The organism is Nocardia sp. NBC_01503, from assembly GCF_036327755.1.
Lineage (GTDB): Bacteria > Actinomycetota > Actinomycetes > Mycobacteriales > Mycobacteriaceae > Nocardia.
Map to the genome: position 1 here is coordinate 1 of NZ_CP109597.1, position 12,097 is coordinate 12,097.

Annotated in this window: 10 protein-coding genes; 1 reads left to right on the forward strand and 9 read right to left on the reverse strand. The window is 64.1% G+C overall.

Features of this window, described 5'->3' with window-relative positions; all coding sequences use genetic code 11:
- Nucleotides 1-579: 579 nt before the first annotated feature.
- The 3 genes from OHB26_RS38670 to OHB26_RS38680 all read right to left on the reverse strand — a co-directional run bounded on the left by OHB26_RS38670 (nucleotide 580) and on the right by OHB26_RS38680 (nucleotide 2,852).
- Complete coding sequence (locus OHB26_RS38670) at nucleotides 580-750, reverse strand: hypothetical protein (protein WP_330185921.1); 171 nt, start codon at nucleotides 748-750, stop codon at nucleotides 580-582.
- Nucleotides 747-2,138: a hypothetical protein gene (locus OHB26_RS38675; protein WP_330185922.1), complete on the reverse strand. Its 1,392-nt coding sequence runs from the start codon at nucleotides 2,136-2,138 to the stop codon at nucleotides 747-749. Before OHB26_RS38675 ends, OHB26_RS38670 begins: the two co-directional genes overlap by 4 nt.
- Nucleotides 2,139-2,441: 303 nt before the next feature.
- Nucleotides 2,442-2,852 carry a hypothetical protein gene (locus OHB26_RS38680; RefSeq protein ID WP_330185923.1) on the reverse strand — a complete coding sequence of 137 codons (411 nt, stop codon included), beginning with the start codon at nucleotides 2,850-2,852 and terminating at the stop codon, nucleotides 2,442-2,444.
- Between the two features lie 382 nt (nucleotides 2,853-3,234).
- Between OHB26_RS38680 and OHB26_RS38685 the strand changes: the two genes are divergently transcribed.
- Nucleotides 3,235-3,480, forward strand: a complete 246-nt coding sequence (locus OHB26_RS38685) for a hypothetical protein (protein WP_330185924.1) — start codon at nucleotides 3,235-3,237, stop codon at nucleotides 3,478-3,480.
- 114 nt (nucleotides 3,481-3,594) lie between these two features.
- Here OHB26_RS38685 and OHB26_RS38690 read toward each other — a convergent pair whose 3' ends face one another.
- The 6 genes from OHB26_RS38690 to OHB26_RS38715 all read right to left on the reverse strand — a co-directional run bounded on the left by OHB26_RS38690 (nucleotide 3,595) and on the right by OHB26_RS38715 (nucleotide 12,074).
- Nucleotides 3,595-4,389: a hypothetical protein gene (locus OHB26_RS38690; protein ID WP_330185925.1), complete on the reverse strand. Its 795-nt coding sequence runs from the start codon at nucleotides 4,387-4,389 to the stop codon at nucleotides 3,595-3,597.
- Nucleotides 4,386-5,132 carry a hypothetical protein gene (locus tag OHB26_RS38695; RefSeq protein WP_330185926.1) on the reverse strand — a complete coding sequence of 249 codons (747 nt, stop codon included), beginning with the start codon at nucleotides 5,130-5,132 and terminating at the stop codon, nucleotides 4,386-4,388. The genes OHB26_RS38690 and OHB26_RS38695 overlap by 4 nt, the downstream gene beginning before the upstream one ends.
- A 387-nt stretch (nucleotides 5,133-5,519) precedes the next feature.
- Nucleotides 5,520-5,726 (reverse strand): hypothetical protein, encoded by a 207-nt coding sequence (locus OHB26_RS38700; RefSeq protein WP_330185927.1) that lies wholly within the window; start codon nucleotides 5,724-5,726, stop codon nucleotides 5,520-5,522.
- Nucleotides 5,727-7,101: 1,375 nt separating this feature from the next.
- Nucleotides 7,102-7,446, reverse strand: a complete 345-nt coding sequence (locus OHB26_RS38705; protein WP_330185928.1) for a hypothetical protein — start codon at nucleotides 7,444-7,446, stop codon at nucleotides 7,102-7,104.
- A gap of 329 nt (nucleotides 7,447-7,775) precedes the next feature.
- Nucleotides 7,776-8,699 (reverse strand): hypothetical protein, encoded by a 924-nt coding sequence (locus OHB26_RS38710; protein ID WP_330185929.1) that lies wholly within the window; start codon nucleotides 8,697-8,699, stop codon nucleotides 7,776-7,778.
- A gap of 1,512 nt (nucleotides 8,700-10,211) precedes the next feature.
- Nucleotides 10,212-12,074 (reverse strand): NlpC/P60 family protein, encoded by a 1,863-nt coding sequence (locus tag OHB26_RS38715; RefSeq protein WP_330185930.1) that lies wholly within the window; start codon nucleotides 12,072-12,074, stop codon nucleotides 10,212-10,214.
- Nucleotides 12,075-12,097 lie beyond the last annotated feature (23 nt).

The following is a 12,097-nucleotide window of genomic DNA, read 5'->3' on the forward strand; positions in this document are numbered from 1 at the left end:
GCGCCTTCGGCGCGGCTTGGCGGGAGCGCCGGGCCTCCGGCCCGGCTGGGGGATATCGCCACCGCTCCGCGGCGGCTGCGCGGGGCTGGGTTTTCGGGGCCCCGGCCTGCCCCCGCTTCGCGGTGGCGTCTACCAGCGTGTTTGCTGGGATCCTCTCCGCGGCTCCAGCCGATCCCTCCGGGCTCGGCACCTCGACAGCGGCCGCGTCTACAGTGAGATGGACGCGGATCGCGGTGCTGGTCATGTCTCCAGCATAGCCTGTCGCTATCGTTTCACGCAAGAATAGATTTCGATCTTCGATCGAAATATGTTGTGCACCAACACATCGTATCTACTTTGGCGTTCATATCAGTTGTGCCATAACAATTTTAGACTACGTCTGCATATCGCAGGCTGAATCTTGTTGAGCCACTGCCTTATACGGCCACTTATACCTTTACTTGCGCCGAATACCCTGCGGCCGAAGGCATTACGCCAAAGTGATGCCGTAATTCCTGATCTTCGGGTAGTTGGGGGGAATCACATTCCCCCCAATTCGGAGATTTCCCTACCCGCGGCCGCGTCCCGGGGCGGCCGCGCTCAGCTGAACAGCCAGTCAATCACCCGCAGGCCGGCTTGACCCGCAGCGCTCACGATGAACGCCCCCATCGCCCCCACCGCAGTGGTCCGTGCCCAGGCAACCCAGCGGGCGCGACCGCGCCCAGCACGGTCATAGGGCTTCTGCATCCCGTCGACGGGCTCGGCGGTCATCGCACGCTCCCGACCAGGGCCTGGCGCTCGCTCATGAGCTTGGTCCCGGCGTACTTCAGCTTCTTACGCACCGATTCCCCCCGCTCGGGCGCGAATCCGCAGTCCTGCGCGGCCTCGGCCCAGGTGCGCCCGTGGTGGCTGTGTGCCAGGGCGATGGCCCGGTCCTCGGGCGACAACTCGGCCAGTACCCGCACCACCCGAGGATCGTCCAGCCCCGGCACAAGAACATCCGGGGCGACCAGACGATCGGCCACGGTGAGGTCGCCGCCCAGCGGCTCACTCAGCAAACAGACCCGCTTGCCCCGCAGCACCTGCTCGGTCAGTGGCTTCTGCGCCCCCCGGTGAGCAGTCGTCAGCTTCTTGAGCTGGGCCAGCACCGCATCCGGATCCTCACCAGCCAGCCACTGATCCTCCAGCAGCGCCGTCGATACCGCATCGATCACCGCCCGCACCGGCTTGAACCCCAACCACCGCGACGCGAACGCGGCCACCGCCGAATCGGCGCTCTTGCTACCCAGCTCGTTCAACACCGCCATCCGCGCCACCAGCGCCGCCCGTACACCCCGACCAGCACGCCGGTGACCCGCCCGCCGCAGAAACTCCCAATTGCCGAGCAGATCCGACACCATCGTCGACATCGCCGACATCCGCGACAGATCAGCCCGCCACAGCTCGGTGAACTCCGCGATCGGCATCAACGACCGCGCGACATCAGCCACCTGCCACATCGCGCCCACATCGATCCGCGGCAGCAGATCATCCAGCGTCCCAGCGTATTTGGCCGCCACCGCGGACGCCGTAGCGATCTTCGCGACATCGACCATCGGGGCACAGAACATCTGCACCGCCCAGTCCGGCGCACGCAGCTGCTCCGCCGCCGCCATCTTCGCCACACCCGCCGACTCCAGCACATCGAACTTCGCCACCATCGGCGAAATATCGAGCTTCGCCGTCACCGCCGTCATATCAAACGCCGCGGACACCGACGACGGCACCACAAAATCCGCGGTAGACCCCGCCAACGCCTTCCAGCGCGCGGCCACATCCACCGTCGGCACCTTGTACAGCTGATCGGTCGACGCGCGCATCATCTCCAGCACCGGCGAACTCGTCACCGCCTGCATCACCGGCTCGAACGCCGCATCGGTGATACCCGCCAGACCCGCGAGCCGGTCGATACCAACGAAATCGCTCAGATCGCCCGGCAGCCGCCGAACACCCTTCTTCTTCCGGACCGGCCGCGCGCCAACCGAAACCGCAGCGGTCTCACCGCCCTCCGGGTCATCGGCATCGACCGGCGGCGCGGCCTCCTCAGGGACCTGGCGCACGGCCACCCGCTTCGTCGCGGGACCGGGGATCAGAGCCAGCTCGGTAGAAATCTCGGTCATGAACCCACTTACCTCTTTCGCTTCATCCGGCAGACCCACCACGGGCCCTACCTTCTAGGCGACTCAGAGGCCAAAAACAGCAACAGACCCACTGTGATCCCCACCACACGCGCCCAGCACACTCCGCACCAGCCCATACCCGCCCGACACAGCGCGCCGAACTTCCGGAAAGTGCTCTCTCCCATCATCCCGCCAGCAATCCCTGGGCGCGCTCCGTCGAGGTGATCATCTCTAGGCTGACCAGGCGCTCCGCCGGATCGATTGGCGACATAGAACTGGAAGAACGTCACCGGGGAGAAGCAGCTACAGACCGCCCCACATGTCCAGAACCCCGCGAGGCTGTAGCCACCGAGGGAACTCGTCCATGACGTAGATCAGCCCACGGTCATCGAGGTAATCCCACCCCGCAGAGGTGAGCCGCAGTTGCAGCGTCTCCCGCATCGATGGGCGCTGCTCTCCCACCTGCTCGCACTCCACCCGGACCTCGACCAGGCCCCGATCCGCCAGAGCATGCGCCGCGCGCCGCGCCGCGGCTTCCTGCCCTCGGCGTTCGGCCAAACTCGCCGCGATACGCCACCCCAGCTCGGCAGTGACCGCACGCCACCTCGCCTCATCGGCAGGGCCGCCGCCAGCGACCCCTTCCCCACTCTCGGTCTCCAGATCCACCAGCTGCCGCAACAACCGGAGCTGATACCGACCCACCCCCCACGTCATAAACCGGCCTCTTGTCGTTGCTCTGACCTGCACCAGAAACCGTACCGGTAAACCCGAACCCGCGGTGTTCAATCGTCGTCGCCTCCCTGCAACCAGCACGAGAGCGACCGGATGCCCTCCGGCCCCACCTCCACCCGAACGGGAGCAACGACCAATCACCCACTAGCACACCGATTCTCCACTGTTACACACCGCGCGACCGCAACCGCACCGCGAAACCCCCTGCCCGCTACAGCAATACGGTGCTCGCCTTCGACTGAAACATGTGGAGAACCCGGTTCATACAGTCACCGAGTCCACAACGCCCGACCCGACATCGACAGCCACACAAGCCAACTCGGACCGGGCACCACAACCGAAAGAACCGGAAACCAACAGCCTCATGAAATCGAACAAGGGCTACATAATCGCCATCGCGGGACTCATCTGCTTCATCATCGGCATCGCGATCACCGGTGTATGCCTACTCGCACACACACCATGGATCGCCGCCGCGGGCGCCGGCGGCGGAGCCTTCATCGCCCTCTACACCGCCGCCCTGGCCACCATCAACAGCCTGTCGGCCGCTCCCAAATCCCCTGCCCCGGAGAACAACTCCACGAATACCCCAGGAGGCACACCGTCCTAACCCCTCGGGGTTCTACCCACTGAGCCGGCGCGCTCGCGATTCCCAACGGGCAATCGCGAGCACGGTGCCGCTCGGCCGGATTTCCATAGCTTGCTGCTGCTCGCATATACGCTGCTACAAGCTGTCGTCGTCCCTGGATCGTTTCCTCGGCTGACCTTTTCGGTCTACCGCCGAATGCTCACGCACCAAAGCCACGAGCTTCACGAGAGCAGGAATCGCCGTCGACACCGTCACCCAGGTGGCGGGGTGGGAAAGTCCATCACTCAGGGCCATTCCCCCTGCGGCGACTTGCACCAGCCCAACCATCGCAACCAACAGGATGCCCACCCCCACAACCGCCGTTGCCGCGACGACAAGTACGCCCTCACCCACCAGTTCCAACAACCTGAGTCCCTTGCCGACTCGGCCTCGACCAAATCGCGACCGGCTTTCGGGACTCTGTGCTGAGGCTTCCGGACGTGTTGGCCGGTCTCGCTCCGCATGCGGCGGCCGTGAGGTAGCGGTGCCTTCAGCGAGCGTGGTGACGGAATCCTCGGCAACGACGGCACCCTCGGAATCCTTGATCAGGATGGCCCGCACTCTCGCCCAGGCAGCATCCTCGGCGGCCTGGTCGTCTTCTCCGTCGACGTGCTCATCAAATCGGCCGAACTCCTCGGCGAAGAAGGGTCCGGCGCCATCATGATCCTGCGCCTCGGAATCGATACCGATGGCGATGTCCTCCAGGGCGAATTCTGCCCCCATCCACGAGGATCGCCCGAAGCGGAAACAACCGATATCAGCGATATCGTCAAACACGAGCAGCTCAAGCTTGAGGACAGCGGCTCGGTCGAGGTGGACTTGCTGAACTTCGGCGGCACCGTGATCCTGCGCCTCGATCTCGTTGTAAGTGTTGTTCTCCTTCTCAGTCATTTCTGTTCGTCTCCTCGAGAATCGGCCGAGGCGGTGGCGTCGGCCGGCACCGGATCGGTGAACCGCAGCAACGGCAGGATTCCCGACTGGGTGAGTTTGGTGATCAGGTGGCCCTGCATGCTCCGCAACCTGTGCAGTGACCCGTTAGTCAAGATGTCGGCCACCTCCTGGCGCGTCAGAACGCTGCCGAACAGCAACACCGCACGGTCGTAGTACCTGGAGTCCAATTCCCCGGACTGCGTCCGTTCCTTCAGCAACCGCCAGAACTGTTCCCGCACAACCAGATCGAGAACCTCCTCGGCAACATCGGCCGAGAACAGCAACCCTGAGCCATCCACGGCCACAGTGTTGTCATGGGCGAACTCCGAGCGCAGAATCTCCCGGCCGGCCGAGCTGCGCCAGAACATCCTGGCCTCGTTCTTCACCGCCGTCCTCAGCAGGTCACGCACCTGCACTTCCGACTTTTCCAACAGTTCCAGCCCATAGTGGCGGACGACCTTGACCGTGGCATCCACGATCCAATCCTCGACGCGAGGAGCGTCGTTAGTCCACCACGTCATGGTCTTGCGCAGTGGTTTGTAGTGTTGGCGGAACACCATCTCCATCAACTCCACTTCTTCCGGAGACAGAACCTCTGGCTCCTCCGGACGGAGCGTCGTCGCCTCCTTCCCGGAGGACGCGACCTCCTCCGCTGTGTCCTCGGTTGTGGTCGCACCGCGGCCAGGGTCGTGGGGGTAGGTCATAGTCAGCGCGCCTCCGGAGCCAGCACCACACCGGCACACAGATCCAGGGCCGCCGGGATGACACCGACGCTAAGCGCGAAACCAGAGCGGACACACCGGATTCCGAAGACACAAGTAGTGCCGTCAATGACAATTCCGATGCGCTCGGACCCCGATCCGGAACGGTCCAAGGCGTCGAGCGCGGCGCGCGGCGCTCTCCGCTCGGGCATGAGAGCCGGGCCGCGCCCGGTCGTAGGGCGATGGGTCGTCATATCCGAGAGATGCGCCCGCTACCGGCTTGCGCAGAAACCTCAGGTACAGCTCGCCTCCACGGGCGTGTCGGACATGACGACAGCCCAGACCGCCGCCCGAAAACGAGAACGACGATCCGGACCGGGCGGTGTTGATCTATCGACGCTTACCGCTGTCGTCGTTGGACTTCTTGGTGAACTTCAACGTGAACTCCGCGTCGATCCGGCAGACCCGCAGGCCGTACGCAGCGTGTGCGACCGTGGTACCGGCGAATACGGCGGCGCCACCCAACAGCGCCCAGTTGGAGCCGATCTCGATGAAGTGCCCGTCCAAGAACAAGTGGGTGCCCACGCCGGTGGTCATGAACCCACCGGCAGTGAGCTGGACCCGATGCGCCACCCTGGTAACCCATGACTCGAGCGTCTCCGTGACGGTGGCAGGGACCTGGTCTGCGCGAAGGCAATTCGGCGTAGTCATAACCCAGAGATGCACCGACAGGCCGAGCGCGCAGAAGGCACAGGTCACCCGAGCAATCATCCGGTGAACGAACGGGCACAGCACGATATCGCGGCGGCACGGCGTCAGATCCCTACGCGCGCGGATCCGCGCGCACGATGTCCTCAGCGCCACGGCGACCTTCCGCATCTCCTCGGCGCTCACATCGACCAAGTCATCCGGCACGTGCAGTCTCAGCAACAGCACACGCTTATCCCCCCGATCACGGGCCAAGAACTGAAATCCGACCTGAGAACCCTGCGCCCTCGAGCCTGCCACCGCCCTTTGGTGTTTCAAGCCAGTGGAGGGGAGGCATACGGATGCCGAAATAGCTTGCGAAGCAATCAGTTACCCGATGTCGGCACGTTTCCGGTCGCGTAGCGCCTGCTGTCTGCATGCACCATCGCAGTATTTTGGGCGGCGCCCACGCTGATGCGAGCGGAGCTCTCTCCCGCAACATAGACACTTCGACTGTGGGGGCACTTCGTCACCGCTGTAGAAGTACGGCGCAAGCGCCGCGCGGGCTTCAAGGTCTTGGTAGAGCTTTCGAAGCGGCTTCTCACACCACCATGCCAAGTCTTCAGGGGCCCGGCTAAGCCCATTTTCTAGGTGACGCCGCCGGAATTCTGACAGCACCTCCAGTTGCGCAGCGGTGAGGTCGGCCGCCAGGAAACTGTCGGCCACGCGGTCGGCCAGAGCATCGACTCGCCGTGTACGACGACGGCTCACATCTCCTCCGAACATGGTTGTATCGCAGCCTTGCGGGCCGTTCGCCGACGTCTCGTGCCCTTTGCCCGCCGACCGAAAGCGGTGGCGAAGGCCTCGAACACTCGCGGCACATCTTCCGGGCGCGCCCGCCGCAACGCGGTCGTAGCCACAATGATGACCGCAACGGCCAGCACAAGCACCGGCAACTGCACCCAGAACACCGTCCACCCGTTGCTCGCTGCGGCGAGCGTGGAAACGACCGACATAGACACCTTCCAGGAACGAGGATGGCCCCCGGCAGGTATCCGCCGGGGGCCATTTGGGCATGAAAAAAGCTCCGACCGCCTGGCCGGAGCTGTAATGGGCACACTCGTGCCCGATGGATGAAAATGGTAGCCACACACCCTACTGGAGTCAAAACCCCTGCTAGAGCCGGTATTACAGGGTATGCCGGGATCTTCCACCCAACTCAATTCGTGACGAATGGTGATAGAGAAGGCAAGTGGCGGGGCGCCTCTCAGCGCGGTGGTTCGGTTCAGTACCAGGCGATTCCGAAGTCCTGGACATCGAGCATGCGCACACCTGAGTTGTCGCTGTAGGCGTGGCCGAACCACGCGGACCCGGATGCTTCACACAGCGCGTTGGCGGTGGCGTAGTCGTCGGCGGCCAGGGCATCTAACAGCTCCTGCGCCTCGGCCTGGGACATGTCGATATCGATATCGCGGGCGCCACGATATTCGTCGCTGGTGGACCCGTGAGCACGATACTGCACCTGGGCGCGCACCCGCAGCCGGGCACCAGCGATATCGCGAACCCCGGCTCGTTCGCGGGCATCGTCCAGACGAGCCTTACGCAGAGCCTCCCCGGAAGCGCCGCGCATGGAGTCGGTGCGGCCGGACTGCCACCCGGCGCACCACGGTCACCGACACCCCCAGATCGTGCGCCAGCCGACTGGACACCGCCCCGACGCTCCACGAAGGCGCGGCGCTACCTCGGAAATCCGTTCGCCCGCACGCGATGCGCCGATCGGCGGCCCTTCGGGCAAGCGCGCCACAATATCGTCCAGGCGCACCGCCACGAGCACCCCACTGGCCACCACCAGTATCCGCGCGCGGAATCAGCTGATTACGCAGCGCAGCATCGAACTGCCACACTGTCAACAGTTTCCGCGACGCTTGACCCGATCCGCCTGGCGCCTTCGTCTTCGATTCAGCCGGCTCGCGGACCTGGGTTGCATCCCGGACAGCGCAGGACTTGGATGTGATCTTTGGAGCCAACCTCGATCCATCCGGGGGTGGGATCGAGGCACGTGCCGCACGGCTGAGGCGAATTGACGGCATCCCTGTCGCCCCTCCCTCGGGTCGCGCGCGGCCGTATGTCGCGCAGAACGTCAACGAGGCGGCCGATCGGTTTGCGGACCCCGGGCGCGTTGCACTCAAGTTCCAGGTACTCCAGCAGCGCCTCGGCGGGCCAGGTGACCAGCAGATCGTCGACCAACGCCGCGTATCGGGCCACGGTGGATTCCGTGATCGGGTGCCGCAGCTGGAGCCTGCGCAGCAGCCGCGCGCCAGCAGTATCGGGCGGCGGGACGCGCGGCACCTGATCTGTTTTCTTCACCTTGGTCTTCTTTGTGGTCAGGTCCACCTCGACAGGTTCGACCAACGTAGGAAAATCTGACACAGGGCGCGACCTGGGTGTTCCCGCCTTCTCAGCATCCAGAGCTGCCGGGGAGGCGAGCACCACCGAGAGACGAGGCGATTCGGGCACGTCCGTGATCTCGTACCCATAGGGGCCGAGATGTCCCTTCATGTCCCGGACGCGGGGCAATCTTCGGACGTAGCCGTGCAGTTCGAGCTCCTTCAGGGCGCTGCGCACTGCGGTGATCCCGTCTGCGCAGTTGAGCGCCATGCCTTCGAGGGTGATACGGAACCCTTCGGTGTGGGAGGCCATCTGCACGAACAGGCCCTTCGCGCTGTTGCTGAGCTTCTCGTCGCGCGCCAACCTGTTACTGACCATGGTGAACTCCTTCGTCGCCATCCGGCCGCGCAGCAGGCCGCCGCCATCCTCGGGACGAGTCGCTGGGGCCTCACCGGAGGCCGGCCTGCGCGGCCCAGGGGTCGCACTGCTGGTCATGAGCGCTCGTAGCGCAAGGTGATCGACTTCGGGCGGCGGCGCCAGCATTCCTGCGCCACTTGTCCCGCTTTACAGGCGGCGAAGACTGCGGCGCCCCCGGTCAGCGCCCAGTGGACTGGTTGATGTGGAGCGGTCGTGCACCAGTGCTCGGTGCTTACGGCGGACGTCATGATCGTGCCCGCTGCGGTTTGCAGGTGGAGCCTGATCTGGCGGCGCGGACCGTACCGGTAGGACAAATGGGTGAGCATCACTACTGGGTTCTCCATGCTTCGGGCTTCCGGGCCTCGGCATACATGACCTACGGAAGCCTGGTTCGACGAGGGAAGAAACACGTCAGCGCTCAGTGCATGCCAGGAGGCTCGTGCGGCGCCCAATGATCCAGGTCCCGGGAGGCCGACGCCCTCAGGCTCGGCTCGAAACCCGCCGAAGACACGGGCCCGTCCGTTTCGCCGCCGAGGCATCCAGGAGGAGCGAGCCGATAGGGGCCGCCGGGTGCATCGAGGACGGGATGCTGCGCGAGGAGATCACAGTAGCTATTGCTCATACGAATCGCGGACTCCTTGATCGCGGCGGTGCCACGTTCCGATATTCGAATATCGGAACGTGGCACCGCTCAGGGGAAGTGTGACCGACGCTTTCGCGTAGGGGTATTTCTGTGAGCATGTCGGGGTGCCGCTAAACGGAGAGTGGCAAGTTCTCCAGCGGCTTTCTTCCCTAAAGACGACCACATCAGTGCTTGCGCGGTCAAGCCCCTTTCACCCACGTAAATATCGATCAAAATTGAGCATCACCATCGAGCAGAACCGGCTTTCACTCCACTTGGACAGTCCCTCTGGTGTCCATTTACCGCGCGGTGTCCAATCAACAGATTGGACACTTGACAGCAGAGCAGTGGATCCCCTCGTCCAAATGGACGCATTTTCCTGTCCAATTTCAGCCACTCATCGTCCATCCGGATCGTTACCCTCCTGTCCAATATGGCCAGCCATCTGCAGAGATGGACAGTTGGACAGCAAAAGAACACGCCTTCGGGACAGGCAACGCGAAATGGACAGGGGTTGTCCACCATTCCGCAGACGTGCTTAAATCCATTCGAGCGATTGCGACTGCGCATGACGCAGTCACTTCGCTCATCCCCGGACTCATCGCAAATTGGGAAGTGTGACCAAGACTCGGGGCGCAACGGTGGACTCCCGACGGCAAACGGTGAGTCCACCCACGACATTTGATAGCCCGCAGGCCCAGGCGTAGAAGGCGCCGAACCGACCTATTCAGCCATCGATGAGGACGTCGAAAATTACGAAATTCCCGTTCTACTCACATCGGCTTATTTTCAGTATCGATGCCTTGTTGACGGTTATGTGGCAGGTGATCGCCTGGCTTCTCCGAAGAGGGATAGTCGGCACTTCCGTAACTGCGGCCGCTGCCGGATCGCGGACTCACGCAGCTTCGCGGGTGGAAGTCCACTACAGCCCACTGCGGGTGCGGCGGAAATCGCGCCGCAGCGGGCGGTCAGCGAGAGAAGAGCCGTTTGAACAGCCGGGCCGGCGGGCGGGTCTCGTCGATCCAGCACAGCACGTCACCAACGGCCACGCTCTGTCCGGGAGTCGTGGCGATCGCGGTGACCGTACCCGCGATGAGTGCCCGGACGGGAAGGTCGATGTTGGGTGTGCGGATCACCAACAGCATCTCGTTGATGGACACTTTGTCGCCGACCTTCTTGGACCAGGCGATCACTCGACCCTCGACCATCATCTCTTCCAGAGCCTCCGGTGCCAGAACCGCTGTCCCCGCCGCAGGGGGACTGTCCCGCCTGGAGGTCGAGATGGGCTCGGAGTTCGCCGCGGACGCCGCGCCGGCGGCGGTGGCCTGCACCGAGTCGGTGTCACGGGCGGCGGGGCGCGGTGCCGTGATCTTGTCGTTGACTTGCTTGACGGTGTGTTCCACCATCGCAACCGTCTTGGCGGCTGTCACGGGATCCACGTCCAGCACCGGGAACTTCGTGGCGGCGCCGCGCTGGCGAGCGTTGCGCAGCTCGGGGATAACGATCCTCTCGCCGGTATCGCCCTTCAGATCGGCGATCTCCAGGGTCGACGAGTCGTCACGAGGCCGCAGTGCGCGACGGACAGCGACATCGCTGTTGCCTTTCAGCACGGCCATCGCCAATCGGCCATCGATCCGGCGGAACATGACATCGCCGCCGCCGGCGTAGAGCCCCACTTCCCCGCTGCCGTGGGTGAACACGATATCGCCCACTTGCACGGCAAGATCGGCAAGTTGGCCGCCGAGCAATGGTGTCGCGAAGGCGAGGTCGGGCAGGGTGTATCCCGCAGCCTCGAATGCCGCGCGAACGAGGTCTATCTGCGAGCCGTCGAAGGTCGCGTAGGGCGACATCTGCTCGATCTTTGCGAGCGCGAACCGCCCGGGCGAGTGGGTTGTGGTGTCAGCAGCGGAGTCGAGAAACTGCTCGGCCAGTTCGTCTCGAGCCCGGTCACGTGTTTCGAGCTCACGATCGAGGGGGTTCAGCGGTTCCGAGGGCCACTCGACGCGCTGTCCGCAATGTGGAAAGTGCTCGTCACTGAAGCGCTGGATCTGCATCACCGGTACTGGCAGGACCTCGTTGCCGAGCACGCTGGCGGTCAGGATGCTGCCCTCGCCGTCGTACAGGCCAGTGTCCTGCCCGCTGTGCAGCATGACGATATCGCCGGGCCGCAGGTCGCTGACGTGTATCAACGCACCGAGTTCGCACTGTTTGTGGCTGGAGCTGGGCAGATCAATACCACAGCCGGTCTGGTACGCCCAGCAGACGACCTCCGCGCCGATGTATTTGCCCAGCGGCTTGCTGCCGCCGTGTCGCAGCGTGGTAGCGGCCTTCAGCGCCAACTGCCCTGGTGTTGGAACCGTGATTCCCACCTCGACCGGGTGCCACACGACCGTCACAACCTGCGGTAGTGGCGGTGGCGGTGGCGGTGGCGGTGGCGGTGGTTCGTTCTTCCGGTAGGCATCCCATCGCGGTTTGAGTATTTCGCAGCGGCGGACCAGAAGCGAAACATGACCCGGGTCGATCAGAAAGATCTGCAGAAACCTCGCATACGGCTCCGACTCGGGCAGGTTCTTATAACTTGCGGCCCCGCGGTAGTTCGAAACTGCGCTCTTGGTGATGTTGGCCTTGGCGGACGCCTGGCGGACGGAGAACCCCGCCGACTTCAGCAACCAGGCATTGAGGGCCAAGAGTTCATCACGCACCGCGGCGGGGTTATCGGTCTGTACGTCCAGCGTGAGCCGGGATCCGATCTCTGCGGCTGTCGGCGGCACACGGTTCACCGCAGCGTTTCGCCGCACCGGATCAGGGCGCGCGACGCGGTCGCCGGGCATTACCGGTTCGCCCTGTTGCGGCT

Bases quoted from the DNA above. Each gene is read 5' to 3' on its own strand.
- OHB26_RS38670 (WP_330185921.1), bottom strand. From the start codon at position 750: ATGACCGCCGAGCCCGTCGACGGGATGCAGAAGCCCTATGACCGTGCT.
- OHB26_RS38675 (WP_330185922.1), bottom strand. From the start codon at position 2,138: ATGACCGAGATTTCTACCGAGCTGGCTCTGATCCCCGGTCCCGCGACG.
- OHB26_RS38680 (WP_330185923.1), bottom strand. From the start codon at position 2,852: ATGACGTGGGGGGTGGGTCGGTATCAGCTCCGGTTGTTGCGGCAGCTG.
- OHB26_RS38685 (WP_330185924.1), top strand. From the start codon at position 3,235: ATGAAATCGAACAAGGGCTACATAATCGCCATCGCGGGACTCATCTGC.
- OHB26_RS38690 (WP_330185925.1), bottom strand. From the start codon at position 4,389: ATGACTGAGAAGGAGAACAACACTTACAACGAGATCGAGGCGCAGGAT.
- OHB26_RS38695 (WP_330185926.1), bottom strand. From the start codon at position 5,132: ATGACCTACCCCCACGACCCTGGCCGCGGTGCGACCACAACCGAGGAC.
- OHB26_RS38700 (WP_330185927.1), bottom strand. From the start codon at position 5,726: ATGACCACCGGCGTGGGCACCCACTTGTTCTTGGACGGGCACTTCATC.
- OHB26_RS38705 (WP_330185928.1), bottom strand. From the start codon at position 7,446: ATGCGCGGCGCTTCCGGGGAGGCTCTGCGTAAGGCTCGTCTGGACGAT.
- OHB26_RS38710 (WP_330185929.1), bottom strand. From the start codon at position 8,699: ATGACCAGCAGTGCGACCCCTGGGCCGCGCAGGCCGGCCTCCGGTGAG.
- OHB26_RS38715 (WP_330185930.1), bottom strand. From the start codon at position 12,074: ATGCCCGGCGACCGCGTCGCGCGCCCTGATCCGGTGCGGCGAAACGCT.